We start from the raw sequence: 24765 nt of genomic DNA on the forward strand, positions 1-24765 counted from the left end.
GTCTGGGGCTGACGACATAAACCAGTCCAAGAATTCCGCCGCACCCCCAAACCGGACATTACTAAAAAGCTCTGACAACAAAAATATTGATAATTTATGTTATGTCAACTATCGGAATTCGAATGGCGTCAGCACCCCAAACGTCAAGCCGCTCCAATACCCCCGCCTCGAAATCCCCAATCAAAAAATTTCGCCTGAAAAAACCCACAACGCGAAACTTTCCCCTATAATTCGCGGCTTCCGTAGGCTCGTAGCTCAGCTGGTTAGAGCACCACCTTGACATGGTGGGGGTCGTTGGTTCGAGTCCAATCGAGCCTACCAACGACATTCAGACGCACCGTCGCGATCGTATCGCCACGGTGCGTTTTCATTTGCGCGCAGTTCAATCACCAATCAGGCGCGCGTCAGTCCCAGCAGTTGCGGAACGCCACCGCGACGATCACCGGCACCGTCAGCACGAGCGGAATCGCGAAGTACGGCACTTCGAGATGAACGATCCACGTATAGATCAGCCAGGCCACGCCCAACGCGAGTGTGGCAAGGCCGATGAGCGCCGTCAGCACGTTGAGCGTGCGCGGCGTCATACGCTTGCGGGAGGCTTCTTTGCCCGAAGGAGTTTCCATGGCAGCGGGCGCATTCGAGCGCGAGACAAATACGCTTCAATTTTATACCGCTCGGCCCGTCGCCGTAGCTGGATTTCTTTCGACGAAACGGCCCGTGAAGATCGGCGTGACGGTCCCGCAGACAGGCGCGTCGCGTGCTCAGCAATGAATCGCCATGGGGATACCCGCCTCATCGATCTCGATCTCTTCGGGCAAATGGAATGCGTTCCCCGAAACGATGCGACGCGCGGTCCATAGCACCGCGAACGCGTCGAGCACGTCGTCTCGCGAAGCTTGCGCGGGCGCGCGCGCGGCCAGCGCCGTGTCGATTGCGCCGCCGAAGCACCATACGAGCAACGCGTGACGCAATGCGAATCCCGATGCATGCGCCTTGGTTTCGCGCAGGCCGTGCGCCGGACCACCCTGCTCCATTCGCAGATGCATGAAGCTCAACTCGGGATGCACTTCGAAGACGCGCGTTGCAGCAGCGGCGCGCGTGCGCATCACGTCATCGACTTCCGCGATCTTGTTGCGAATATGAAAAGCCTGAATGGAGATTCGCTTTCCGGCAGCCGCGTGATTGACCGCGCACGCTTCTCCGTAGTTCGATGCAGATAGTGCCGCGCGTATCGGTGGAGAGAAAACAGAACTTCCGCGAGGGCGCCCGAGCTTTTTGCGAGCAAGTGTGTCGCACGTGCGAAGGCCATTCGATGAAAGACCGATCGGCATATCCACGGCCACGATGGCGTTCGCGCGTGTCCAGTCGAGCAAGTCTTCGAATCGACCGATAACCTTCGTCGTAATCGCTCCGGTGCAACCGCATTGCTTCACGACGAACCAACCCGCCCTGCAGCCATCGACTCCGAACAGATCGGGATGTACATCGCGCTTGTTGTTCATGTCGCGATCGTATCAACGATCGCGAACTCGTGCGTCTCTCTCCGTCGCCGCAAGAGAAAACCCGGCGGGGAATCATCTCCGCCGGGCCAAAACACGCTTTAAAACTACTTAGAAGTTATGCCGTATGCCGAGCGTCACCGACAACTGGCGATCGCTATTCGAATTAGGCAGGTTGGGAATTTGCGCGTAATTCGCCGGCCCGCCCGTTGCAGGATCGACGCCGAGTCCGGCTCCCACCGCCTTTTGCATGATCGCGACGCCATACAGCGCGGTGCGCTTGGACAGCGCGTAGTTCGCGCCGAGGTTCACTTGATGAAAGCGCGTCGATGAACCGCCGTCCGGCTTCGCATTGTTATAGATATAGGCGAGCCCCAGTTGCAGGAACGGCGTGGCGGCATAGGTCAGATTCACTTCCCCGCTATCGAACGCGATGTTACGGCCTTGGGGATTGGCGCTGTCGGCGAAGTACTGGCTATGCTCCAGAAGGCTATGCGTATAAGTGAGCGCGATGGTCGCGGGCCCGATTGCATAAGATGCGCCTGCGCCATACGCCTTCAACGCTTCCGCGTTCTGCAACTGACAATAAAGCGCGGACGGATTCGAACATGCGAAATCGCCGATATAGCCGTTTGCACCGCCCAAAGCAGCATCGAGCGGATTGTGCAGGTTCAGATAACCCGCGCTGATCGAAACCGGCAAGCGCGTATAAGCAGCAGCGAGCGAATAGCCGCGCCGTTGCCCGAAGTCGCCTGCCACACCGCCCAGGCTGTACGTGCCGCCTACCGAGAAACCGTTCCAGTCCGGGCTCGTGTACTTGATCGCGTTGTTGAAGTTGAACGCTTCGTTCAGGTTGTCGACGTCCCCGATATGAGAACCGTAGAGCGTCGCCCATGAATTGCTCGACACATAAGGACCGAGGAAGTCGGAATACGAATCGTATTGACGCCCAAAGGACAGTGTGCCGAACTGCTCGTGCGCCAGGCCCACCCAGGCCTGACGGTTGAATAGCGCCCCGCCCTGCACCAGGCTTCCCGTTCCCGTATAGAAGCTGTTCTCCACGTTGAACTTCGCTTGCAAGCCGCCGCCGAGATCTTCCACGCCTAGCAAACCGAAGCGCGAAGGCACGAGATTGCCGCCTGAAAATGCAAAGTTATGCCCCGAACTTACGCTCCCGTCCGCATTAGTGACTTGCTGATTGCTCGTATAGGTCAGCCCTGCATCGACGGTCCCGTACAGCGTGACGTTGCTTTGCGCGGATGCGCTCGCGCACACGGCGAGCGCCGCTGTCGAGACGAGTTGCCGCGCGATCGTTTTGGTCGTCATGCAAGCGTCCTCACGCGTAGTTGATCAGCACCGACTTGGTTTCGGTGTACATGTCGATCACCGCGCGTCCCAGTTCGCGCCCGAAGCCCGATTGCTTGAAGCCGCCGAACGGCATCGCGTTATCGAGCAGCGAGTGGCAATTGACCCACACCGTGCCCGCCTTGATACGCGGAACGAGCTTGTGAATCGCCGAAAGGTCGTTCGACCAGATGCTCGCGCCGAGTCCATAAGGCGTGTCGTTTGCTTTCGCGACCACGCTGTCGATATCGTCGAACGGCATCGCGACGAGCACCGGTCCGAAGATCTCTTCGCGCACGACCTTCATCGAATGATCGGTATCGACGAGCACGGTCGGCTTCACGAAGAAACCCGCGCCTTGCTTGCGCGCACCGCCCGCAATCGCGCGCGCGCCTTCATCGCGGCCCGCTTCGATATAGCTCAGCACGCGATCCATCTGCCGTGCGGAAACGAGCGGGCCTATCTGTGTCGATGGATCGAGGCCCGGTCCCATCGGCAAGGATTGCGCGATAGCCGCGACACGTTCCATCACGCGATCGAATACTTTCTCGTGCACGTATACGCGCGAACCCGCGGTGCACACTTGTCCCGAGTTGAAGAAGATCGCGTTGGCGACGCCTTCCGCTGCTTTATCGATATCGACATCGGGCAGCACGATTACCGGCGACTTACCGCCGAGTTCGAGCGACATGCGCGTCATGTTATCGAGCGCCGCGCGACCGATAGCTTTACCGGTCGGCGTCGAACCGGTGAACGCAATCTTGTCGATGCCGGGATGACGCGCGAGCGCTGCGCCCGCCGTGCGGCCGAGCCCGGTGACGACGTTCACGACGCCCTTCTCGATGCCCGCCTCTTCGAGCAGCATCGCGAGGCGCAATGCGGAGAGCGGCGTGTCTTCCGCCGGCTTCAGCACGACGGTGCAGCCCGTTGCAAGCGCGGGCGCGAGTTTCCACGATGCCATCAGCAACGGGAAATTCCACGGAATGATCGCGCCGACGACGCCTACTGCTTCCTTTCGGGTATAGCCGAAGAAATCATTCGACGGGCTATACGGAATCGATGCTTCGAGCGTGCTGCCTTCGATCTTCGTCGCCCAGCCGGCCATATAGCGAAAGCATTGCGCGGCCATCGATACATCGAGACCTTGCGCGATCGTGACCGGCTTGCCATTGTCGAGCGATTCGATTTCCGCGAGCTCACGCGCGTTCGCTTCGATAAGATCGGCTACGCGCAACAAGAGGCGTTCGCGATCGGTCGGCTTCATGCGCGACCATGCGGAGTCGTCGAATGCGCGGCGCGCTGCTTGCACAGCACGATCCACGTCGGTTTCGTCGGCGCTGGGCACGCGTGCGAGCAGTTCTCCATCGGCGGGATCGATCACGTCGAGTGTCGCGCCGCTCGCGCTCTGCACCCATGCGCCATCGATCAGCATTTTCTTCTCCGACGCGAGAAATGCGCGCGTCGAATCGAGCATCGCGGGATGCTGACTGTTATTCATCGAGGTGTCTCCTAGTAATGTTCAGGGACGGCGTTCACGCCGTTCTCCTGCAGTTCCTTCACGAGCTTCATGCGGGTACGCGCGACATCGGTGAGCGCGGGCCTGCGATGCGCCGCGATTTCTTCCGCCGTATAAGGCTTGAACGACGCGGGTCGCGATTGCTCGTTCATCGTCGCGAGCAGCCAGTTCAGGACGTTCGCGAGCTCGGCGTCGTTCAATGCGGAATTGGCCGCGCCCGGCACGCGCATCACGAACTGGCGTCCCTCGGGAAGCGAGACGAAATGGCCGAGCGAGTTGCGCAACGCGGGCACCTTGCCTGGAATGCCCGAGCCATCGGCGGTGTGGCATCCCATGCAATTGAGCACCCAGTCCTGGCGCGCGCGCGTCGCGTCGTACGCCTGCGTCTGCGAGGCTGCCGCCATCGAGAGCGCGGCCACCGTCGCAGCGGCGAGCACCGCGCGCGGCTTCATAGCCCGAGGCCCTTAACGACCGCCTCTCGATGCTGATGCACGGCCGTCTGATCGAGCGGCCCCGCGCGCCATGCCTTGACTTCGGCGACGTCGAAGGGCTTGGCCTCACCGTGCTGCGCGTTCAGATCGAACACGACATAGTTCAGCACGTCGGCGATCTCTTCATCAGAGAGCGATGCGAAGCTCGGCATCTTGAAGTTATAACTTTTCTCCTTGACCTTGATCGGGCCGAACATGCCATAGAGCACGGTATGCCCCAATTGCGCGCGGCCATCGGGCGAGCCCGCATATTTGCCGGGATACTCGACAAGCGGCGGCGCGAGTCCATCCATGCCCTTGCCGCCCGCCTGATGACAGACCGCGCATTTGCCATCGAATGTCGATTTGCCGCCCGGGTAATGCACCGTCTGTGCGAATGCGCCACAAGCAAAGCTCATTGCGCAGGCGGCGAGCGCCGCCATCAAAACACTTGCAGTCTTCATTGCGTTGCCGCTCCCAACAGAACCGATACCGAGCAGTGGTAGTTCGAATTGCCGTTCGCCATACACCAGTTGATGTCGTTATTGAGCGATAACTTGTAGAGCGGCTTTTCGCGTTCGTTGCGATTGCAGAAGCAGCGACCGCAACTCGTCTTGCCGCAGCAATCGTTGTACGACACGATGTAGTCCGAGCCGTCGTGCGGATTGCGGCACGTGCCGATCCAGGTAATCGGCGAAGGCGTCGTGCCCGGCGGGCAACTGCTTGACGTGCCGCCGCAGCAACTGCAGAGCCAGCCGTCGATCGCGCAATACTTCCAGTAGTCGCAACTCGTCGGATCATCGCTCGTCGATGAACCCGGCTTCTTCGGCTCGGCCGCATAAGCGGTGCGATCCACGGGCAACAACGGCACCATTGCCGATCCGACCAGCACCTTCCCGAGCTTCGCCATCGCACTGCGCCGCGAGCTGCGCTGCGCGACGCCGCGCGCCTTATGTTCGAAGAATGAATCCAGCCATTTCATGGACGCTCACCTGTAGGAATGAATGATTTATCGGCGTCTTCAGGCGTGCTGCCCGACTTGCCCTTCATGGTCGTGATGCGGGTGGTCGTCGTGCTTGCCGTGCACGAACTCCTGCAGCGACGCGACACCCCGTTCTTTTGCTTCGAACAGGCTTTCCAGATGTTCACGCGTGTTCACAAGACCCTTCGCGCGGACCTTGCCTTCTTCATCGAGCAACACCGCATAAGGCAGCTTGCCGATCTGATAAGAAAGACCGAGTTCCTGCGACAACACATACGGGTATTGCGAAAGACCGGACTTGCGATAGAACGCGGCATGTTCTTCGAATTCGCCATCGCTCGCGAGCACAATATCGACCGCGCCTTCGCGCGCCTGGATCGACGGGAGCAAGGGCAATAGCTTCTTGCATACGGGGCACGTCGGCGACAGGAAGAAGACGAGCGTGTTGCGCTTCGAGTTCGACAATCCGCCAACCTTCACCGCGCGGCCCGCGATATCGCCGAGTTCGAACATCGGTGCAATGGCGCCGACGGCCGGACCCTTGTCGATCATGAGCGCGCCCGCCGGCATCATGCGTTCATAAAGAATGCCGACTTGGCGAACGAGTGCGAGACAGATCGCGCCGAGCGCGAGCAAAGCGGCCCACGACAGTGCGGCCGAAATCATCAGGGCGGTTTGCATCATGAATTCCTTAGAGAGTCGAGCTTGGGAAGATTGACCAGCAGCACGTCGAGCGTGAACCACGCGGCGACGGCGAACAGCGCGCAGGCGCCTGCGCTCACATAGTCGAACCACATGAGCGCCCGGCCGGTTGCGGGAACAAGCGCGGCGGCTGCGAGCGCGGCCAGCATCAGGGCGCGCGCGACGTGCCACCAGCCGATCGACTTCGGCGTGCGCTTCGAGGAGCTTGCTGCGATGAAGCCCGAGCAACCGCAATCGATGTCGGTATGACCGCGCAGCACGTTGATCGCGAGCGCCGCCGCGAAGAGCACGAAGAGCGCGGCCAGCACGACGGCGCTGATCATTCGCGTATCGGCGAACAACAAGCCGATTGCGCCAGCCGTTTCCAGCGCGGGAAACGCGAACGACAACGGCGTCACCGCGAACGACGGCAGCAACGCAAACGCTTCGAGCGACGCACGAAAGCGCGCAGGTTCGCGCCACTTCGGCGCCGTGCTTGCGAGCGCGATGATCGTCGCGCTCGCGATGCACACCATGACAATGACGGGATCGATCATCGCGTCACCTCAGGGGTTGAGCAGCAACGTCGACGTCGTGCCGAGCTGCTTCTCGACGTGCTGACGTTTGCCTGTCGTTGCGTCCATCACGACGAGATCGGAAGTCGGCGTGAGGCCATAGAAGAGCGGCTTGTCGTCGGTGCTGACCTGAATTGCGAGAAGCGGATCGATCTTCTGCTTCGCGAGATCCCAGCGCGCCACGCGCTTTTTGCTTTCCGTGTCGAAGACCCAGATCTCCGTGCCCGGCTCTTTATGCGAACCGTCCACGCCTTTGTGCATGGCCACGTAAAGACGATGAGCGGCGGTATTGAGCGCGGTCTGCTGCAAACCGCCCGGACGCCAGCCCGCCTTGCGCTCCTGATCGCTCAGCAAGGACCACGATGTGCCGAACACCGGTGCATCGCCCGAGAAGTCGGCGGTGCGCACATTGCCGTGGAAAGTGGTGAAGACATACTTGTTGCCGTCGCGCACCGCGTTGATGAACGCGGGGTCGTGGTCAACGTCGATGAACGCGTCGGAGAGCTTTCGGCTCGTTTCCTTGCCGGCTGCATCGAGCTTGACGGTGAGCGCCTTGCCGCTTTCGCACAGCGCGGAGAAGCGGTCATTCCCGCTCGGATACGCGAGCACGCAGGCATCCGTCTCGATCTCGCCGAGCACCTTCTTCGCGGCCGTATCGATAACCGTGACCGAGGTCGACGGCGTGATGTTCGACACATACAAGCGGCTGCCGTCTTCCGAAAGAATCGTGCTGTAGGGCGTCGGCACGGTCTGACCGTGCTTGGCCGGAATCTCGATTTCACCGGTCACGTCGAGCGTCGCGTTATCGATGATCTCGACCACATCCGTGCGCGCGCCGTGACTGCCGCGCGCGAAATACGTCGTCGCGACATAGCTCGTCTTGTGATCGGGCGAGATCGTAAAGCCCGGCGCGAAGCCCGCGTCGATCTCGCCGACGAAGCGTTTCGTGTCGCTGTCGAACACATGGACACGCGCATCGGTCATGCTCGCGAACGAGACATCCGTCACGAACACGCGATGCGGGCTATAGGGGGGAACTTTCGCTACCGTCAGTTCTTCCGGCTTTTCGGCCGCGCCTGCGTGCGGCTGACACGCAAGCAGTCCATACAGTAAAGCCCCCATGGCGGTGGCTAGCCGTCTCATCTCCATCTTTGCGTCTCCTTGTTTATCGTCGAAACGACTCTAAAGACGACAATAAAAAAGAGCACTTCGGAACCGGCAGAGCGTGCGTGCCGAAATGGAGCATTCGAAAGGGAGCCGACAGAGAAGCGCCGAAACCGCCGTTTTCAGGCCGTGCTTTGGAAAGGAAAATGCCGATAACAAGCCGGGGCGATGCGGCTTGTTATCGGCAAGAGAGGAATGCGCTACGCCCTATTCAGCGGACACGCAACGTTTGAGAGGGGAGTTCGCCGAACAGGCTTTTGTAATCGCTCGCGAAGTGGCCGAGATTGGAAAAGCCCCAACGCATTGCGGCTTCGCGAACCGGAATTTCGCTTTGCGATGACGTCGTGAGGAGCCGCCTCACTTGCGCCAGGCGCACGGCTCGCAGATAGCTTATCGGATTCATCTGCGTGACCGACTGAAAGCTGTTTTGAATGGTGCGGCGGCTCACGCGCAACTTCTCGCATAAGTCGAGCACGGATATAGGCTGCTCGGGACGCGCAAGCACGAGGTCATGGGCGCGCCGCACGACATCGGCCCGGCATGCGTAAGTGAGGCGGTCCTCACGCGTCGGCACATGAAACGTCAGCAGATCCAGAATGCTTTCCGTGACCGTGTGCGTGAAGCGATGCGCGCCACCGTCCGACAAGAACGGATCGGGGTCCGCCAGCACGGCCTCGACGGCCGCGATAATGCGCTTTCCCGCACGCGCGCCGGCCGCGCCGGGAATGCTCAGCACGTGTCGATTGAAGATCTCGTCCTGGACATCGACGCCCGCCGCATCCGCTGCCGATGTGAGCAATTGCGAATCGATAGCGACGCCGAGCATCGACATATCCGGTGGCGAATGCAGCAGGAATTCCCTGTCGCCGGACGCGACGACAAGCGCGTTTTCGTCCACTCGCACGCCCTGAAACGAGAACGGGGCCCCGCCGCCGAGCGCGAGCCCGAACGTGATGAATCCCGCCGGCAATTGCCCGCGCTGAACGATACGAACGTTCGCGGATTCCTGAAAGACCTGCACGCCCGCTACTGAAACCTGCTTCACCGTGCTGCGGAATGCGCCCTCGCCTACCTGATCGTAGCGCTGTTCCCAGCCTGCCAGCGCATGCGCGTGGTGGTCGGCGTCCTCGAAGTTTTCATAGTTGGCGTACATGCCCTGCTCCCGCTACTTGCGTCGCCATCGACGCGACTGCTTATAGGCTTTCAATTTTTTTGGCGTCAAGCTTTTCAATTCTTCTCTTCAGTCGCTTGTTGCGCAATTCTAGGAATGCACGATTGAAAAACGCGTGCGAGCATGCGTAGGTGAACACGCGCTCGCGGATACTTCATAAATTACTTTAACGATGCCGATCCTTGCCCACTCTCTTCGAACGCTAATAGCCTGCACCGATCGAGCCCCGATATTGCATCGCGTATCTTATGACGTGACTGGGAATAGCCTCGCGTACCCGAAGTCTGCGTTCAGCGTTCCGGGGTGCAAATCAGTCAAAACCGCATTCATCGATAAAGCCCGCTGATGCCGTTTCATAGTCGCCGCCCTGATAACGTGACGGCGTAAAGTTATTAGCCGCGTTGATATGAGTCGTGCTTTTCAATCTATTTTGCTTATCCGGTAAAGAACGCTACGCTCGACTCATCGTCCTCTGAACACACCGGAAAGGCAGCATCATGCAAGCTCAAACCTTCAAAGTTCGCGTCAACGCTCTGCGCGAGGAAGCTCACGGCGTGCGTTCGTTCAGCGTCTCGCGTCTCGATGGCTTACCCTTCGATGCCTACGAGCCCGGCGCGCATATCGATGTGACGAGTCCATCGGGCATCACGCGGCAATACTCGCTGTGCGGCGACCCGTCGTGCCGCGACTCGCATCTCTTCGCCGTGAAAAAGGAAGAACAGTCGCGTGGCGGCTCGCGTTCGCTGCATGACGAAGTCGGCATCGGCAGCGAGTTGTCCATCGGCGCACCGCGCAATCTGTTCCGCCTCGAAGAAGGCGCGAGCGAACATATTCTTATCGGTGCGGGCATCGGCATTACGCCCTTGCTTTCGATGGCGTATCGTCTCGTCGCGATCAATGCGCCCTTCACGCTGCATTACTTCGCGCGCAGCGAAACGCATGCGGCATTTCTCCCGCTTCTGGCACGCGCGCCGTTCGATAAACATGTCAGGTTGCACGTCGGCGTCGAGCGTGAAGCCATCTTCGATGAACTCGACGCCTCTCTGCGTAACGCCGACAAGCAGGCGCACGTCTATACCTGCGGCCCCGCGCCATTCATGGATGTCGTGGTGAATACCGCTCGTAAGCATCTGCCAGCCGACGCCGTTCATCTCGAACGCTTCAAGGCCGAGCCGCACATCGAAGTGAAAGCATCGCTCGATAACTTCGATGTTCAACTCGCGAGCAACGGGCAAACCGTGCGCGTCGATGCTTCGACGTCCATCGTCGACGCGCTCGCTTCTATCGGCATCGAAGTGGACACGTCGTGCGGCGAAGGCGTATGCGGAACCTGCATGGTCGATGTCGTGAGCGGAGAACCCGAGCATCGCGACCACTGCCTGAGCACGGCCGAGCGCGCGAGCAACAGCGTGATCTGCTGCTGCGTGTCCCGTTCGCGTTCGCCGGTGCTCGTCCTCGACCTCTGACCTTATAGCTTTTCGAAGCCCGCGAGGATGTCGGTCATCAGGCCGCGCATCCAGGCTATGCCTTCATCTTCATGAAAATGCTCGTGCCAGTGCATCGTCACGGCTGCCTTCGGTAATCGAACGGGCAACGCATAGATACGAAACGCATCGTTGCGATTGAGGATATGCGCGAGTCGCTCGGGCAATGTAGCGAAGAGATCCGTGACCGCGAGCACGCCGGGCACGGCGACGAAATGCGGCAACGCGAGCGCGATATTGCGCCCCACACCTTGCGCGCGCAGGGCATCGTCGAGCGCGTGGTGGCTATGTTCGAGTGAGCGCACTTGTACGTGCGACGCCGAGAGAAACTGATCGAGACTCAAGGTCGCTCCCCCGGGCACGCCTTTACGCTTTCTCGTCATGCACACATACGCTTCCTCGAAGAGCAACGCGTGACGCGTGCGCGGCAATAGCGAAGGCAGATTGCCGATTGCGAAGTCGAGCCGGCTCGAACGCATTGCTTCCTCGATGTCCTCCACCGGCGAAGGCTCGACGAGCAATTTCACGCGCGGCGCGGCTTCATGTAGCGCCTGGCAGATCGCGGGCAAATACGCCATTTCCCCTGCATCCGAAAGAGACAGTCGAAACGTGCGATTGCTCGTCGATGCATCGAAGCGCTCGGTGAAGCGCAATGCTTCGCGCACGGTATCGAGCGCACGTCCGACGATCTCGGCGAGTTCCAGCGCAACGGGCGTCGGCTGCATGCCCGCACGCGTCCGGATGAAGAGCGGGTCGTCAAAGAGCGTTCGCAGACGGCCTAGCGAATAGCTCACGGCCGGCTGCGAGAGCGCGAGCCGTTCGCCGGCTTTCGTGAGGCTGCGCTCTTCGACAATCGCCTGAAAGACGCGCAGAAGATTCAGATCGACATGGTCGAGAGATGTCATTGGGTAACTCGCGAGATATCCATCAAATTTATCCATCACCCATTTTTTAATCGATTTGACGCATGATCTTCGCAAAGCGAGACTGATGTCAACGAGAGGATGTGCGGATCATCATCGCCGTCTTCGTGTTAGCCGATCAACCTCACTCCACATCGAACCGATGAGTACACCGACAACCCAAATCATCGACACGAGCGCGCTTGCCCGTCGCGCGCAAGCGGACCGCATCGCGCCGTCGCTCTATTACGATCCCGATCTGTTCGAAGCCGAGCTCGAACGCATTTTCTATAAGACGTGGATATGGGTCGCGCATGAAAGTGAATTGCCGAAGCCTGGCGATTTCGTCACGACGACCATCGGCCGGCAGCCGGTTATCGTCGTGCGGGACAAGACGGGCGCGGTGCACGTGCTGCAAAACCGCTGCCGTCATCGCGGCGCCACCGTGTGCGAAGAGCACAAGGGCAATGCCAAAGGCTTCACGTGTCCGTATCACAGTTGGTCGTATGCGCTCGACGGCACGCTGCGCGCCCTGCCTTATGGCGACGGCTATGAAGGCGTCTGCGAGAAAGGCGATCTCCCGCTGAAGAAACTGCGCGTCGGGATTTACCAGGGCTTGATATTCGCGAGCTTCAACGAAGCTATCGGGCCGCTTGAAGATTTTCTCGGCGGCGCCAAGCCCTGGATCGATCTTTTCATGAAGCAAGGCGCAGGCTATCCGATCAAAGCGAACGGCGAGCATAAGTTCAAGTTCAAGGGCAACTGGAAAATCCAGCTCGAAAACACAACCGATCTTTATCACTTCCCGGTCGTGCACAAATCGTGGATGAAGTCGATCGACGATGAAGCCGCAGCGGCCATCACGAGCTTCATGACGAGCGACGATGCATTCTGCCGCTCGCTCGGCAACGGCCATAGCCTTGCGGTGCTGGTTCCAGAAATCGTCGACCTCGACAAGGACGACGGCGCGCCTCTGCCGGAACGTTTCAACGATCTGGCCGCGAAACTCGCCGGGAAACATACGCCGGAAGAAGTCCGTCGCATCGTGCGCTCGCTGATGGGCGTCGGCTTCAATCTGAATCTATTCCCGAATCTCGCGCTCTCGATGGCGTTCTTCCGTGTCTTGCGGCCCATTTCCGCCGAGGAAACGGAGATTCGCCACGTCGCACTCGCGATGGACGGCGGACCGGAGGAAGCGAATCGCGTGCGTCTGCGCATTCACGAACACTTTCAGGGTCCGTTCGGTTTCGGCAGCCCCGACGATGCGGAAGCATGGGAACGCGTGCAACGCGGCTCGCATGCTGGACCCGAAGTGCCCATTCTCGTGAATCGCGGGCTGAATCGCGAAACGACCGCACCGAACGGAGAAAAGACCGCGCATGCCACGGATGAAACCGGCATGCGTGAAGCGTACAAGCAATGGCGCGCAATGATGGAGCAGGCATGATGGACGATCGCAACGCACTCTTCTCTCAACGGACCTTCGCGGGCGCGATCGAATTCATCTGGCGTGAAGCTGAATTGCTTGACGGTCGTGATTATCGTGCGTGGCTCGAATTGTGGGACCCTGAAGGTTTCTATGTGGTGCCGATCGATCCGAACGCGACCGACTTCGCCGCCACCTTGAACTACGCATACGATGATCGGCACATGCGCGAATCGCGCGTGCAGCGCATGACCTCGGGTTATTCCGCATCCGCATCCGACGCCGCGCGCACCGTGCGCACCGTTTCGCGCTTCACCTTATCGGGCGATAGCGCCGATGTGGTGGAAGTAAAATCGGCGCAAGTTATCGTCGCATACAAGCGCAGCGTATCGACGATCTTCGCCGCAGACCTCACGCACAAGATCAGCATGGCGAGCGGCGAGCCGAGGATCGTGGAGAAGGTCGTTCGATTGATCGATTCAACCGAAGCGCTGAGCGCCATCGGCTTCCTGCTTTGATTGCGAACGTCGTGTCAATCCGGGCGATGGGACAAAGGCAACGCGAAACAGCAATCGAGTCCGCCGCTTGCTGCGCGTTGCGCCCAGATACGCCCTTCGTGACGCGACACGATGTTCTTGCACAACGACAGGCCGATGCCGTTTCCGCCCGCCTTCGCCGAAGAGAAGCCGTCGAACAGGCGATCGAGCGCGTCGTCGGGCACACCGGGTCCGTTGTCGATCACATGCAGCTCGGCCGACTCGCCGTTCATCCTCGTGACAAGCGTGACGGTGCCCGTCGGGTGTCTCGCGCCGCTCAACGCTTCGACGGCATTGAATGCCAGATTGAGGATCACCTGACCGATGAGTACGCGCTCGCAACGTATCGGCAACGGCTCGCGCGATGGTTCGATCCTGATCGTCACGCCTTCGTCTCTCGCGCGCAATTGAACGAAGTACGCGACATCCGCGAGCACGTCGCGAAGATCGGCTTGAACTTCGGCAGGCTCCCGCTTCACGATGAACTCGCGCACGCTCTTGATGATATGCGCCGCGTGCTCGGCTTGCCGGTCCGCCGCGCGCAGGCCCCAGATCGCGCTATCGACGGAATCCGGCTGGGCGAGCCGCTGAACCGCGCCCTCGATGAAGTTGCGCACGGCGGCGAGCGGCTGGCTCAACTCATGCGCGATCGCCGTCGCCATTTCGCCCATCGCGTTGTAGCGCCCCGCGTATTCGAGCATGCGCGCTTCGTTGCGGCGCGCTTCCTCTGTCGCCATTTCTTCCGTGATATCGCGGAAATGCACGAGCGTTCCGTCATCGATATCGATGCGTCTGCACGTAATGCGCAGCCATCGTTTGGCGCCGTCGCGGCGCGTGATCGCATAGCGTTGCGCGGGCGTCGAATGCTGGCGCGTCGCGCTGCGCAACTGGGCGACGAGCCGGTCGCGATCCTCTCTCGTGCAATAGTCGAGCGCGACACCGAGCGGCGCATCGCTCGCGACACCAAGCACGCGCCGTCCGGACTCGCTGATGAAACTCACTTTGCCGCGCGGCGTCAGCACGGCGACGCCCTCGCCCAGATCCTGCATGTATTCGCGCAAGCGCGCTTCATAGCGCCGCAACTTCTGGCGCATCGCTTCTTCTGCGCTTATATCGCGAAACTGCACCATCACGACTGCGCCGCCGGAGAGCGGCACATAGGTGGCGATAGCCTCGGACAACATGTCCATTCCCGCCCGCGATCGATAACACCATTCATAACTTTGCGGGCCATCGGTAATCGAGCGGTCCATCGCATTCACCGCAATTTCGCGGCGATATCTGATGTCGTCGCGCGTCATATCGTGCGCCTTGAGTGGACGCAGTTCCTCCACCGAAAAGCCGAGTGCGATGCACGCCGCGCGATTCGCCCACAGGATGGCCTTCGTCCGGGCGTCGTGCAGCAGCACGCATTGCGTCAACGCGTCGAGCAGGCGGCGGAAATCGTCTTCAGCGGGGAAGTTCATGTCGGAGCACGCGGAGAACCTGGTTGCAACGCTAACCATAGCATCGGTGCCCCTCGCACGTCCCTAAAGATTTCTTTATCCGACCGGGATGCTTCACTGAGTCGCAAGCTAGCCGTCCCAATTGTTTCAGCCTTTTTGCGTTTCTAGACTGGCATCAATCTGTGCGGCTCGAAAGCATTCCCGTTCATCCCCATGAGCCACATAAACGAAAAGGAGACGTCTTCATGTCAGCATCCGCGATTGCCGTCGCACTTAGCGAAGATCTGCCCAATCAAATCGATGCCGTGACGCTCGACGATGTCATCGCCGAAATCGCCCAGCGTCGCGAAGAATTCGACCGGCTGTCGCACGTGCCGCGCGATGTCGTCGAAAAGCTGAAACGCGCCGGCATCTACCGTGCGGCTACGCCAAAGCGTTTCGGCGGCGACGCGCGCGCGCCCGGCGAATTCCTCGATATGATCGAGCGTATCGCGGTCGCCGACGGCTCCGCCGCATGGGTCGCGAGTTTCGGCTCCGCGAATCTTTATCTCGCCGCGTTGCCGCTCGCGACGCAAGCGGAAATCTACGCGGACGGTCCCGATCAGGTCTTTGCAGGCGGGCTCTTCCCTGTGCAGAACGCGCGACCCGCGCCGGGCGGCTATCGCGTGAACGGCACCTGGAAGTTCGCAAGCGGTTGCAAGGGCGCGGACTGGCTCGGCGTCGGCATCGGCACGGGCAAGCCGGGCGAGGCGCCAGGCAAGCCGCGCACCGCAGTGTTTCGGCCCGCGCAGGTCGAGATCGTCGAGAACTGGAACGTGGTCGGCATGCAGGGCACGGGCAGTCACGACTTGCGCGTGGCGGATCAGTTCGTCGGAGAAGACTGGACCTTCGTCCGCGGCGGCGCGTCGACGGTCGATGAACCGCTCTATCTCTATCCGACCATCGCTTACGCGGCGCAAGTGCTCGCCGTCGTGAATCTCGGTCTTGCGCGCGCGGCACTCGATGTCGCTAATAATATGGCCGGAGGCCGCAGGACGACGACCGGCGCACCGCCACTCGCCGATCGCGCTTATTACCGAATAGAGCTTGCAAAAGCCGAGGCGCAGTTGCGCTCTGCGCGCGCGTTCTTCTACGAATCGACCGACAGCGTATGGCAGTCGATTCTCGCGGGCAACGAAGTTACGCCGGAACAGGTTAGCCTGCTGCGCCTGTGTGCAACGCAGATCGCCCGTGAAGGCGCCGACGTCGTGAATCGCGCCTATCGACTCGGCGGCACGATGGCGATCTATCGCACGCATCCGTTGCAACGCCTGATGCGCGACGCGATGGTCGTCACGCAACACGCATTCCTCGGCGAAGGGAATTACGACGGCGCGGGCGCGGTGTTTGTCGGTGTGCCGCCCATTCCCGGCTATCTCTGATCCACTTTCATCGCATAACAAGAGGAATAACGCTTAATGACCGATAACCTAAACTTGCCTTTGCGCGTGCTGTTTTGCTGCGGCGTAACGCAGAACTTCTTCGATTTGCCGCGCGAGAAGATCGGCGAAGTATGGCAAGCCTACGGCACGACGCTCGCCGCCGTCGAAGCAATGGAGAACGTGCGCGTGCTGGGCGTGATGGACGACGACCGTCTCGTCGTCGGACAGTCCGATGGCGCGCCGTGGACGTTCTACATCATGGCCGATGTCGCCGACTTCGACACGGCCGTCGCGGTGTGCAATCTCTATCGCACGACGCCCGTCGGCGAGTACAACCTGTGGCGTTATGGAAAGATCGAAGCGCGCGTCGGACGCGCATTGACCGTTCCGCCCGCCGTAGCGAAAACCACATGACGCCATGACGCAAACCACCATCGAAGCGTTGCTCGCGCGCATAGAAATGCTCGAAGCACAGAACGAAGTGCGTCAGTCCATCGCTCGTTATATGGCGCTATGCGATGTACCTTGCGCGCCGCTCGAAGGCGAATCGCTCGCCGCGCTATTCACCGATGACGCCGTATGGGAAGGCATCGGCCCGCAATACGCGCAGAAGTTCGGGCGTCTGCAAGGACGCGCGGCTATCGTCGACATGCTGCAGCAATATCTGCCGCCCTCGCCGCACTTCGCCACCAACGTGCATTTCCTGACGTCGGAACACATCAATGTTCACGGCGATTTCGCCAGGGGCCGATGGATCATGGTGCAGGCATCGGGCTATGTCGATGCAAAGGCTGAGATCATCGCCGCGCGACTGGAAGTCGATTTCGCATCGTCGCTATGTCAGGGAAAGCATGCATGGCTGATCCGGCATTTCCGCACGGAGCGTCTCTTCGACGCGCCCTGGCAAGTGAACGTTCGCAAGGAGACGAGTGCATGAGCGCATTCATCAGCGAGTTCGATCTGCGCGTACACGACGATGCCGATGGTCCGACCATCGCGATCAAGGACAGCATCGATATTGCAGGTTATCCGACCACGGCGGCGAGCCGCGCGCTCGCCGATGCGTGCGCGGCCGCAGATCATGCCGAGGTCGTCCAGCGGCTGCTCGATGCAGGCTGGCGCATCAAGGGCAAGACCAACATGCATGAGCTTGCGTTCGGCATGACTGGCATCAACGACTTCACCGGCACGCCGCAGAATCCGCAAGATGCCACGCGCATTCCCGGCGGCTCGTCGAGTGGATCTGCTTCGGCGGTCGGTTTCGGGCTCGTCGATGCCGCCCTCGGCACCGATACGGGCGGCTCGGTGCGCGGCCCTGCCGCATGTTGCGGCGTGATCGGATTGAAGCCGACGTTTGGTCGCGTCTCGCGTCGAGGAGTCGCGCCGGTTGAAAGCACACTCGATTGCGTCGGCCCGTTCGCACGGGAAATGCACGTGCTGATCGATGTCATGACCGCGATCGATCCATCGTTCGACGCGATGATCGCGCGACGCGAAGTATCGACGGTGCGCGTTGGCATCGTCTCGGTAGTTGCAGATGCAACTATCAGCCAGGCTGTAGAGAATGTCGTACATCGCGCGGGATTCGCATCACGGAGCGTCGAGTTGGCGTCGCTGACAGATGCGTTCTCCGCCGGTCTCGCGATCATCAACGCGGAGACATGGCATGCGTTCGGTCATCTCATCGAGACAGGAAAAATCGGCGCGGATCTCGATGCACGTCTGCGTATGGCATCGAAAACCACCACCGCCGATCTCGAAGCCGCTGAGAACGTGAGGCGGATTTTCTCGGCCACGGTGGACCGCCTGCTCGATGATGTCGACGTGCTCGCACTCCCGACGCTGCCCGGGTTTTCCTATCACGCTCGAAGCAGCGCGCGCGGGTACATCGGTAATTGCGATGTCGTCGTTGATCAGGCCATTCAACCTCAGTGGACATCCTGCGCTAAGCCTTCCTCTTCCGGTCGAAGGCTCATCGCTCAAGGCCGGATTGCAGATCGTCGGACGCAAGGGCGCGGATGAAAACGTCTGCGCAGTCGCCGCGCACGTTGCAGCCGCACTCACTCAATAAAAGGAACCAGATATGTCGAACAGAATCGCGCTCGTGACGGGCGCCGCGCGCGGCCTCGGCGCCGTGCTCGCGCGCCGCTTTCATGCCGCCGGCTACAAGGTGGCGCTGGCCGATATCGCAACCGAAGCAACGCAAGCACTCGCACGCGAGTTGAGTGCGGACCAGCGCAGCGCACTAGCTATCAAGCTGGATGTCACGTCGAAGACGGACTTCGAACACGCGCGCGATGCCGTGCATGAACGCTGGGGTCGTATCGATGTGCTCGTCAACAACGCGGGCGCATCCAAAGTCGTCCCCGTGATGGAAATCAGCGCCGAGCAATTCGATCAGGTTATCGATATCAATCTGCGCAGCGTGCTCTTCGGCTGCCAGATATTTGGCCGCTACTTCGCGGATCGCGGCGCCGGGCGTATCGTCAATATCACATCGCTCGCGGGACAGAACGGCGGCTCGGCCACCGGCGCGCATTACGCGGCCGCAAAGGGCGGTGCGATAACCTTGACCAAGGTATTCGCGCGCGATCTCGCCGCGCACGGCGTGACCGTCAACGCGATCTCGCCCGGCCCGCTCGATCTTCCGATCGTGCATGAGAGCGTGCCCGCCGACAAGCTCGACAAGGTGATCGCGGGCATTCCCGTGGGGCGTTTGGGCTCGGCTGATTACATCGCCGATGTCGCCGTGCTGCTCGCGTCGCCCGATGCGTATTTCGCCAATGGCGCATGCTGGGACGTAAACGGCGGCCTGTACATGCGTTAGCCTGCGAGTCAGGCTCGTTCGTCGCCGGGCGGGCTCCATACTTCGAGCACGTCGCGCACGAGCGTCGCGATGGACGTCGCGCCGAGCTTGTCCTTGATGCTCGCGCGATGCACGTCGACAGTCTTGACGCTGATAGACAGATCGGCTGCGATGCGCTTGCTCGCCTTGCCCTCGATCACGCCGCGCAAGACTTCCTTCTCACGCGCGGTCAGCGATTCGACCCGCTCGCGCAATTCGCGTTGCCGCTCATGTTTCGCGTGACGCTGCGTCGCGAGCTTCATTGCACGTTGCACGCGATCGAGCATTTGCTGGGAGTTATAGGGCTTTTCGACGAAGTCGATCGCGCCATGCTGAAGCGCGCGAACGGACATCGGGATATCGCCGTGACCGCTCACGAAGATGATCGGCAAGTTCACGCCACGGCGATTCAGTTCGGCCTGCACGTCGAAGCCGCTCGACTCCGGCATGCGCACGTCGAGCACGAGGCACGCGGCGCGGCTCACATCGAACGCACGCAGAAAATCGGCAGCGTTAGCGAATCCCTCCGACTTCACACCGACCGAATCGAGCAGCCACGCAAGCGAGGTGCGCATGCCGTCGTCATCGTCGACGATATAGATTAAAGGAACGGAAGTATTCATTGGAATTGCTCTTTCGATACGTGCTTCAACGACCGTGCGCGCCTGGGAACTCGGCTGTCTCATCGCAGGGTCTCGCTTTTTTGTTGCGCCAATAATAACCAGCCGAAAACCACCGCGAAAGTCCTTTCTTTACTTCGATTACTAGTGATAGGTAAAAGCTTTAGTGCGCTCGGTAACAGCGCCGGGCAAGCTGGCTGATCGTGCCGATGTTCTTTGTGCGGTTCAACGCGTACGCTTGATCCGCCATTTGCTATACACAACCTGAACATGAAACGAACAGGAGACGCTCCCATGTCCGCGCTGCCCCGTCCCGACCTTTTCGACATCGATCAGGTCCGCAAGCTGTTTCGCCAGGCAATGGCTCATCTAGGCGCTGCGGTGAACGTCATCACGACGACAGGAATACATGGTCGCTGCGGAATTACCGCGAGCGCGGTGTGCTCGGTTACGGACGCACCGCCGACGCTGCTCGTCTGCATCAACCGTTCGAGCGCGATGCATGCCGCATTCGTGAACAACCGCAATGTATGCGTGAACGTGTTGCCGGGTCATCTCGAACAGATCGCCCGGCACTTCGCCGGACTTACGCAATTGTCGATGGAAGAGCGCTTTTCACTACCCGTGTGGGACGAAGGCTCGAACGGCGTGCCGGTGTTGCGCGACGCGCTCGCGAGCCTGCAAGGGACCATCGTCGAGGCGAAGGACGTGGGATCGCACTCGGTCATGTTCGTTGAAACCACCGCGATCCGCGTGCGCGACGATGGCGACAGCCTGATTTATTTCGATCGCAACTTTCATCGCGTGCCGCGCGTGTGCACCGCGCCGTGACGTGTCATTACCGTCTGTGCGTTAATTGATTACAGCAAGGCCCGTTATCTATACTCGACGCGCAGACGGGCGAGAAATAAATCGAATCATGGCCCCGACAAACGGCGCTCTTGTTTTGCATCACTCGCACGCGGTCATGCATCGCCCAGGTCTGAATATTCGCCACTTGGAGATACGTGATGAACAAATATTCAAGGCAATTGAGTGCGTGCGTGCGTGCTGTTCGCGCTCGCCGCGTCGCAACCGGCCTTCGCGCAGCATGACAAGGCAGTCGACGACGCGAACGCCACTTGGAACGCGGCGTTCAACAAGGGGGACGTGCCCGGGCTCATTGCTCTGTACGACGAGAAGGCCGTCGTATCGCCCGGCAATGGAAAGACCATTCAGGGCCGCGCCGAGATCGAGAAGCTATTCAAAAGTTATTTCGATGCGGGCGTACACGATCACACGATCGACGTCGTTAGCGCCAGGCACGTTGGTAACGTGATGTACGAAACCGCGAACTGGACCGCCGTGGCGGAAAAAGACGGCAAGAAAACGCCCTATAAGGGCGTGTTGCTCAAGGTTATGGTCAAAGGCGCGGACGGCAAGTGGCGCACGACCGCGCACACCTGGAACGCGGCGCAATGACCTTGTTCCCTCAATTCAGCGCGCAAATACGCGCATTCAGACGCGCCCGCGTGATCGCCGCGATCTGCGCGAGCGCCTCGTCGAGTTCCTGCTGCGTACTGCGTCCGATGCGACGTTCCAGCGCGCTGAAAATGCCTTCGCGCGTGTAGTGCCGCACGCAGATGATGAACGGAAAGCCATGCCGCTCCAGATAAGCCGCATTAAGACGATCGAGCGATGCCTCCTGATCGATCGACATGGCATCCAGCCCGGCGCTCTTTTGCTCGGCATCCGAATCCGCCGTCATCGTTCCCGAACGAATGTTCGCGCCGGATAAGAGCGGATGAAGGTTCAGAAACGCGCGCTGGCGTTTGTTGTCCAGATTGCGGATAACATCCATCATCGCGTCATGCAAAGCGGAGGCGGAAGCGAACGGCCGCACGCTCCACGCGCCCTCCGCCGCTTGCGGAAAATGCTCGAACACGCTTGCAAACGCACCGACGAAAGCTGTGTGATCCAGCGAGTTGACCGGCTCCAGATTGATCGACTGTGACATGAACGGCTCTCCTATAGCGTGTCGATGACGATTCGTGCCGAGTATAGGAACCGCGCGACCGGGCGGCGAGACAGCCGATCTTATTGACCGCATAACAGAATGCGATAGCGCTAAGTGCGATACATGTCGCGCAGCGAGCGCAATTCCTGAGCGGCCGCCGTCAGCATGCCGCGCAGCCAGACGTGCGATGCCGAGCGATGCCGCGACGGGTGCCACAACTGATAGAAGCGCATGAACGGAAATTCGATCGGCGCTTCGAGCACGGCGAGCGGAAGATGCTGCGCGTGATAGTTCGCGAAGTGCCTGCCCGTCGTGAGAATCAGATCGGTGCCTGGAATCAGGCTCGGTGCGAGATTGAAGTACGGGCAACTCACGCGGTTATCGCGATGCACGCGCATGGTGCTGAGCCCCGTATCGACGACGCCGCGCTGATCGCGCGAATACGGCGTGGGCACGATATGCGAAGCACTCAGATAGTCCTGGGCATCGAACTTGCCTGATTGCGCGTACACGCTATCCCGCGCGACGACGCACACGACCTCGTCCTCCAGCAACACGGACAAGTGCAGATGCTCGGGCGGATTGGGCCAGTTGCCGATCACGATATCCGGCGAGCCTTCGGAGAGCCCCTGTTCGTAGTTGAACGAAGCCGAGAGCGGCACCGCGACGAGGCGCGCATGGGGCGCGGCACGCGTGAATTCGCGCACGACATGCGCAAAGAAAGGCGGCGCCAGATAGTCGGGCATTCCCACGGTAAAGCTTTGCTCGGTTGTCGCGGGGTCGAAATGGTCATCGGATACGAGCAGGTTATCGAGCGCACTCAATGCGGCCTGGGCACTCTGCGCAAGCTGGATCGCGCGCTCGGTCGGCACCATCACGTTCTTTTCGCGCGTGAGCAAGGGGTCGTTGAAGATGGCGCGCAGCCGCTTGAGCGCCGAGCTGATAGCCGGCTGAGACTGGTTCATACGAATCGCCGTACGCGACACGCTGCGCTCGCCGATCAACGTACATAGCACGCGCAGCAGATAGGTATCGAATGGATCGTCGGTGCGATTCATGATGAGTTCCGTGTCTCTATTGTTCACGTGGCTGCGCCGCTATTTTGCCAGCCGGGATCGCAGGAACCGCTTCATGCAAGGCTCGCTAGGGTAATCCATAGGTCGTGAAAAGCGCGCGAAGAAAACGCGCAAAGCCGCATCACACAAGGCTTCGAAACCCATATACGTGTTGCTATGGGGCTTATTGGCCCGTCCCCCGTTCCCGATTTTCCGGCCGTTTCTATACTTGCTTCCAACCGAACGCACGGCCGTGTCCGCGCGAAGCAAACCGACTGGAAAGGAGAAACCATGTCGCTCATCAAACAGGAGATGCCGGTCTTCGCGAGCGAGGCCGAAAGCGCCGAAGCAAGCGTCTATCGCAAAGTCTCATGGCGCTTGTTGCCGTTTCTCGGCGTGCTGTGGGTGCTCGCATGGCTCGATCGCGTGAATATCGGCTTCGCCAAGCTGCAGATGCTGGACTCGCTGCATTTCAGCGAAGCGGTATACGGTCTCGGCGCGGGCATTTTCTTCATTGGCTACTTCCTGTTCGAAGTACCGTCGAACATGCTGCTGCAGAAGATCGGCGCGAAAAAGACGATCATGCGTATCACGATTTGCTGGGGCATCATCTGCATGTTGCAAACGCATGTCACCACGCCCACGCAGTTCTATGTCCTGCGCTTTCTGCTCGGCGCGTTCGAAGCGGGCTTTTATCCCGGCGTCATTCTCTATCTCACGTACTGGTACCCGTCCCAGCGGCGAGCTCGCGCCTTCGGCACGTTCATGTCGGCTTCCGCAATCGCGGGCGTGCTCGGTGGTCCTCTGGCAGGCTGGATCATGACGTCGATGGGCGGCGTGCACGGCATGCATGGATGGCAGTGGCTTTTCGTGATCGAAGGCATTCCGTCTGTGCTCGCCGGCGTGTTCGCATACTTCTACATGACCGACAAACCCGAGCAGGCGCGCTGGCTCTCCGACGATGAAAAGCGCGTCGTGCTCGACGCATTGCAACGCGACAATGTCGCGATGGGCGAACGTGGTCACGACTGGCGCTCGCTCTTCAGGAACCGCAAGGTGTGGTTGCTGATCGCGATCTTCTTCTGCCTGCTGTGCGCGAATTCAACGCTTACCTTCTGGATTCCCACGGTTATCAAAGATATGGGCGTGAGCACGCCGATGGCGGTCGGCTGGATCGCGGCGGTCGCTTATTTGTGCGGTGCGGCGGGCATGATCATCAACGGTGCGCACTCGGACCGTAACAACGAAGTGCGCTGGCACTTCAGCGGCGCGGCAATCGTCGGTGGCGTATCCATGGTCGCGCTCGCGGTGCTGATGGGTTTGGACAAGATCTCGCCAGTTATCGCGCTGCTGGCCATGACTGCATCGCTCGTCGGCACCATGAGCGCGATTCCCGTGTTCTGGCAGTTGCCCAACCGCTATCTCGCGGGCAGTGCAGCGGCAATCGGCGTGGCGCTCATCAACTCCGTTTCCAATCTCGCTGGCTTCGGCGCGCCCTATGTCATGGGACTCATCAAGAACGCGACGGGCAAAGTGACGACCGGCCTGTATCTCGTGGCGGTGATCGAAGTTCTGGCCGCGGTGCTCGTGATCGTCGGCATCCGCAAGCTCGGCAACAAACAGGAGGTCTGAC

Annotated in this window: 27 protein-coding genes, 1 tRNA gene and 1 pseudogene; 13 read left to right on the forward strand and 16 right to left on the reverse strand. The window is 60.3% G+C overall.

The genetic code is table 11. The features are described 5' to 3' along the window. Positions 1-280: hypothetical protein (locus AWB82_RS38470; protein WP_235023407.1), on the forward strand; the 280-nt coding region annotated here is incomplete at its 5' end. Beyond that, positions 245-321 (forward strand) — tRNA-Val (locus AWB82_RS23360). The genes AWB82_RS38470 and AWB82_RS23360, both read left to right, overlap by 36 nt. A gap of 83 nt (positions 322-404) precedes the next feature. Here AWB82_RS23360 and AWB82_RS23365 read toward each other — a convergent pair. From AWB82_RS23365 to AWB82_RS23415, 11 genes are all read right to left on the reverse strand, one after another. Next, a complete protein-coding gene (locus tag AWB82_RS23365) occupies positions 405-623 on the reverse strand; it encodes a hypothetical protein (protein ID WP_033536141.1) in 219 nt (72 codons plus the stop codon). Between the two features lie 138 nt (positions 624-761). After that, positions 762-1502 (reverse strand): DUF429 domain-containing protein, encoded by a 741-nt coding sequence (locus tag AWB82_RS23370; RefSeq protein WP_086971446.1) that lies wholly within the window; start codon positions 1500-1502, stop codon positions 762-764. Between the two features lie 108 nt (positions 1503-1610). Next, the gene (locus AWB82_RS23375; RefSeq protein WP_200818192.1) at positions 1611-2825 is read right to left on the reverse strand and encodes a porin; all 1215 of its coding nucleotides are present in this window, start codon (positions 2823-2825) and stop codon (positions 1611-1613) included. 10 nt (positions 2826-2835) lie between these two features. Continuing rightward, on the reverse strand, positions 2836-4341 hold the full coding sequence (locus tag AWB82_RS23380; RefSeq protein ID WP_086971448.1) for an aldehyde dehydrogenase family protein: 1506 nt from the start codon (positions 4339-4341) through the stop codon (positions 2836-2838). A gap of 11 nt (positions 4342-4352) precedes the next feature. Beyond that, positions 4353-4811: a c-type cytochrome gene (locus AWB82_RS23385; protein ID WP_086971450.1), complete on the reverse strand. Its 459-nt coding sequence runs from the start codon at positions 4809-4811 to the stop codon at positions 4353-4355. Beyond that, positions 4808-5293, reverse strand: a complete 486-nt coding sequence (locus tag AWB82_RS23390) for a c-type cytochrome (protein WP_086971451.1) — start codon at positions 5291-5293, stop codon at positions 4808-4810. Before AWB82_RS23390 ends, AWB82_RS23385 begins: the two co-directional genes overlap by 4 nt. Next, positions 5290-5811, reverse strand: a complete 522-nt coding sequence (locus AWB82_RS23395; RefSeq protein WP_086971453.1) for a methylamine dehydrogenase light chain — start codon at positions 5809-5811, stop codon at positions 5290-5292. Before AWB82_RS23395 ends, AWB82_RS23390 begins: the two co-directional genes overlap by 4 nt. Before the next feature lie 39 nt (positions 5812-5850). Next, entirely contained in the window at positions 5851-6495 is a 645-nt protein-coding gene (gene mauD, locus AWB82_RS23400; protein ID WP_086971455.1) for a methylamine dehydrogenase accessory protein MauD, read from the reverse strand. After that, entirely contained in the window at positions 6492-7049 is a 558-nt protein-coding gene (locus AWB82_RS23405) for a MauE/DoxX family redox-associated membrane protein (RefSeq protein WP_086971457.1), read from the reverse strand. Before AWB82_RS23405 ends, mauD begins: the two co-directional genes overlap by 4 nt. A 9-nt stretch (positions 7050-7058) precedes the next feature. Beyond that, on the reverse strand, positions 7059-8189 hold the full coding sequence (locus AWB82_RS23410; RefSeq protein ID WP_235023408.1) for an amine dehydrogenase large subunit: 1131 nt from the start codon (positions 8187-8189) through the stop codon (positions 7059-7061). Between the two features lie 253 nt (positions 8190-8442). After that, positions 8443-9384, reverse strand: a complete 942-nt coding sequence (locus AWB82_RS23415; protein WP_086971461.1) for a helix-turn-helix domain-containing protein — start codon at positions 9382-9384, stop codon at positions 8443-8445. A gap of 515 nt (positions 9385-9899) precedes the next feature. On the opposite strand from AWB82_RS23415, the gene AWB82_RS23420 reads away from it, so the two are divergent. Further along, on the forward strand, positions 9900-10868 hold the full coding sequence (locus AWB82_RS23420) for a PDR/VanB family oxidoreductase (RefSeq protein WP_086971462.1): 969 nt from the start codon (positions 9900-9902) through the stop codon (positions 10866-10868). Between the two features lie 2 nt (positions 10869-10870). Here the strand turns inward: AWB82_RS23420 and AWB82_RS23425 are convergent, their stop codons facing one another. Then, on the reverse strand, positions 10871-11791 hold the full coding sequence (locus AWB82_RS23425) for a LysR family transcriptional regulator (protein ID WP_086971464.1): 921 nt from the start codon (positions 11789-11791) through the stop codon (positions 10871-10873). 160 nt (positions 11792-11951) lie between these two features. On the opposite strand from AWB82_RS23425, the gene AWB82_RS23430 reads away from it, so the two are divergent. Continuing rightward, positions 11952-13235 (forward strand): aromatic ring-hydroxylating oxygenase subunit alpha, encoded by a 1284-nt coding sequence (locus AWB82_RS23430; protein ID WP_086971466.1) that lies wholly within the window; start codon positions 11952-11954, stop codon positions 13233-13235. Next, entirely contained in the window at positions 13232-13732 is a 501-nt protein-coding gene (locus AWB82_RS23435) for an aromatic-ring-hydroxylating dioxygenase subunit beta (RefSeq protein ID WP_086971467.1), read from the forward strand. The genes AWB82_RS23430 and AWB82_RS23435 overlap by 4 nt, the downstream gene beginning before the upstream one ends. Before the next feature lie 14 nt (positions 13733-13746). Here the strand turns inward: AWB82_RS23435 and AWB82_RS23440 are convergent, their stop codons facing one another. Beyond that, the gene (locus AWB82_RS23440; protein ID WP_086971470.1) at positions 13747-15216 is read right to left on the reverse strand and encodes a sensor histidine kinase; all 1470 of its coding nucleotides are present in this window, start codon (positions 15214-15216) and stop codon (positions 13747-13749) included. 224 nt (positions 15217-15440) lie between these two features. Between AWB82_RS23440 and AWB82_RS23445 the strand changes: the two genes are divergently transcribed. The 5 genes and pseudogenes from AWB82_RS23445 (at position 15441) to AWB82_RS23465 (ending at position 19443) form a co-directional block, all read left to right on the forward strand. Beyond that, the gene (locus AWB82_RS23445) at positions 15441-16616 is read left to right on the forward strand and encodes an acyl-CoA dehydrogenase family protein (RefSeq protein ID WP_086971472.1); all 1176 of its coding nucleotides are present in this window, start codon (positions 15441-15443) and stop codon (positions 16614-16616) included. A gap of 36 nt (positions 16617-16652) precedes the next feature. Beyond that, positions 16653-17030 (forward strand): hypothetical protein, encoded by a 378-nt coding sequence (locus tag AWB82_RS23450; protein WP_086971474.1) that lies wholly within the window; start codon positions 16653-16655, stop codon positions 17028-17030. 4 nt (positions 17031-17034) lie between these two features. Next, positions 17035-17553, forward strand: coding sequence for a nuclear transport factor 2 family protein (locus AWB82_RS23455; RefSeq protein ID WP_086971475.1), 519 nt, complete (start codon positions 17035-17037; stop codon positions 17551-17553). Beyond that, a pseudogene (locus AWB82_RS23460) lies at positions 17550-18687 on the forward strand (amidase). Before AWB82_RS23455 ends, AWB82_RS23460 begins: the two are co-directional and overlap by 4 nt. A gap of 12 nt (positions 18688-18699) precedes the next feature. Beyond that, positions 18700-19443 (forward strand): SDR family NAD(P)-dependent oxidoreductase, encoded by a 744-nt coding sequence (locus AWB82_RS23465; protein WP_086971477.1) that lies wholly within the window; start codon positions 18700-18702, stop codon positions 19441-19443. Between the two features lie 8 nt (positions 19444-19451). Here AWB82_RS23465 and AWB82_RS23470 read toward each other — a convergent pair whose 3' ends face one another. Further along, entirely contained in the window at positions 19452-20084 is a 633-nt protein-coding gene (locus tag AWB82_RS23470; protein ID WP_086971479.1) for a response regulator transcription factor, read from the reverse strand. A gap of 291 nt (positions 20085-20375) precedes the next feature. Here AWB82_RS23470 and hpaC point away from each other — a divergent pair, with 291 nt between their 5' ends. Then, positions 20376-20912 carry a 4-hydroxyphenylacetate 3-monooxygenase, reductase component gene (hpaC, locus tag AWB82_RS23475; RefSeq protein ID WP_086971480.1) on the forward strand — a complete coding sequence of 179 codons (537 nt, stop codon included), beginning with the start codon at positions 20376-20378 and terminating at the stop codon, positions 20910-20912. A gap of 204 nt (positions 20913-21116) precedes the next feature. Then, positions 21117-21542, forward strand: coding sequence for a YybH family protein (locus tag AWB82_RS23480; protein WP_235023409.1), 426 nt, complete (start codon positions 21117-21119; stop codon positions 21540-21542). A gap of 10 nt (positions 21543-21552) precedes the next feature. Here AWB82_RS23480 and uraD read toward each other — a convergent pair whose 3' ends face one another. Next, positions 21553-22077, reverse strand: coding sequence for a 2-oxo-4-hydroxy-4-carboxy-5-ureidoimidazoline decarboxylase (gene uraD / locus AWB82_RS23485; RefSeq protein ID WP_086971482.1), 525 nt, complete (start codon positions 22075-22077; stop codon positions 21553-21555). Between the two features lie 110 nt (positions 22078-22187). Further along, a complete protein-coding gene (locus AWB82_RS23490) occupies positions 22188-23135 on the reverse strand; it encodes a LysR family transcriptional regulator (RefSeq protein WP_086971484.1) in 948 nt (315 codons plus the stop codon). A gap of 288 nt (positions 23136-23423) precedes the next feature. Here AWB82_RS23490 and AWB82_RS23495 point away from each other — a divergent pair, with 288 nt between their 5' ends. Beyond that, a complete protein-coding gene (locus tag AWB82_RS23495; protein WP_086971485.1) occupies positions 23424-24764 on the forward strand; it encodes an MFS transporter in 1341 nt (446 codons plus the stop codon). Position 24765 lies beyond the last annotated feature (1 nt).

The organism is Caballeronia glebae (assembly GCF_001545035.1).
GTDB classification, from domain to species: Bacteria; Pseudomonadota; Gammaproteobacteria; order Burkholderiales; family Burkholderiaceae; genus Caballeronia; species Caballeronia glebae.

Coding starts and splice junctions, on each gene's coding strand:
- AWB82_RS23495 (WP_086971485.1), top strand. CDS start 23,424: ATGTCGCTCATCAAACAGGAGATGCCGGTCTTCGCGAGCGAGGCCGAA.
- uraD (WP_086971482.1), bottom strand. CDS start 22,077: ATGTCACAGTCGATCAATCTGGAGCCGGTCAACTCGCTGGATCACACA.
- AWB82_RS23450 (WP_086971474.1), top strand. CDS start 16,653: ATGACCGATAACCTAAACTTGCCTTTGCGCGTGCTGTTTTGCTGCGGC.
- AWB82_RS23370 (WP_086971446.1), bottom strand. CDS start 1,502: ATGAACAACAAGCGCGATGTACATCCCGATCTGTTCGGAGTCGATGGC.
- AWB82_RS23425 (WP_086971464.1), bottom strand. CDS start 11,791: ATGACATCTCTCGACCATGTCGATCTGAATCTTCTGCGCGTCTTTCAG.
- AWB82_RS23405 (WP_086971457.1), bottom strand. CDS start 7,049: ATGATCGATCCCGTCATTGTCATGGTGTGCATCGCGAGCGCGACGATC.
- AWB82_RS23455 (WP_086971475.1), top strand. CDS start 17,035: ATGACGCAAACCACCATCGAAGCGTTGCTCGCGCGCATAGAAATGCTC.
- AWB82_RS23420 (WP_086971462.1), top strand. CDS start 9,900: ATGCAAGCTCAAACCTTCAAAGTTCGCGTCAACGCTCTGCGCGAGGAA.
- AWB82_RS23435 (WP_086971467.1), top strand. CDS start 13,232: ATGATGGACGATCGCAACGCACTCTTCTCTCAACGGACCTTCGCGGGC.
- AWB82_RS23465 (WP_086971477.1), top strand. CDS start 18,700: ATGTCGAACAGAATCGCGCTCGTGACGGGCGCCGCGCGCGGCCTCGGC.
- AWB82_RS23395 (WP_086971453.1), bottom strand. CDS start 5,811: ATGAAATGGCTGGATTCATTCTTCGAACATAAGGCGCGCGGCGTCGCG.
- AWB82_RS23470 (WP_086971479.1), bottom strand. CDS start 20,084: ATGAATACTTCCGTTCCTTTAATCTATATCGTCGACGATGACGACGGC.
- hpaC (WP_086971480.1), top strand. CDS start 20,376: ATGTCCGCGCTGCCCCGTCCCGACCTTTTCGACATCGATCAGGTCCGC.
- AWB82_RS23380 (WP_086971448.1), bottom strand. CDS start 4,341: ATGAATAACAGTCAGCATCCCGCGATGCTCGATTCGACGCGCGCATTT.
- AWB82_RS23490 (WP_086971484.1), bottom strand. CDS start 23,135: ATGAATCGCACCGACGATCCATTCGATACCTATCTGCTGCGCGTGCTA.
- AWB82_RS23440 (WP_086971470.1), bottom strand. CDS start 15,216: ATGAACTTCCCCGCTGAAGACGATTTCCGCCGCCTGCTCGACGCGTTG.
- AWB82_RS23375 (WP_200818192.1), bottom strand. CDS start 2,825: ATGACGACCAAAACGATCGCGCGGCAACTCGTCTCGACAGCGGCGCTC.
- AWB82_RS23385 (WP_086971450.1), bottom strand. CDS start 4,811: ATGAAGCCGCGCGCGGTGCTCGCCGCTGCGACGGTGGCCGCGCTCTCG.
- mauD (WP_086971455.1), bottom strand. CDS start 6,495: ATGATGCAAACCGCCCTGATGATTTCGGCCGCACTGTCGTGGGCCGCT.
- AWB82_RS23445 (WP_086971472.1), top strand. CDS start 15,441: ATGTCAGCATCCGCGATTGCCGTCGCACTTAGCGAAGATCTGCCCAAT.
- AWB82_RS23365 (WP_033536141.1), bottom strand. CDS start 623: ATGGAAACTCCTTCGGGCAAAGAAGCCTCCCGCAAGCGTATGACGCCG.
- AWB82_RS23430 (WP_086971466.1), top strand. CDS start 11,952: ATGAGTACACCGACAACCCAAATCATCGACACGAGCGCGCTTGCCCGT.
- AWB82_RS23415 (WP_086971461.1), bottom strand. CDS start 9,384: ATGTACGCCAACTATGAAAACTTCGAGGACGCCGACCACCACGCGCAT.
- AWB82_RS23390 (WP_086971451.1), bottom strand. CDS start 5,293: ATGAAGACTGCAAGTGTTTTGATGGCGGCGCTCGCCGCCTGCGCAATG.
- AWB82_RS23410 (WP_235023408.1), bottom strand. CDS start 8,189: ATGGGGGCTTTACTGTATGGACTGCTTGCGTGTCAGCCGCACGCAGGC.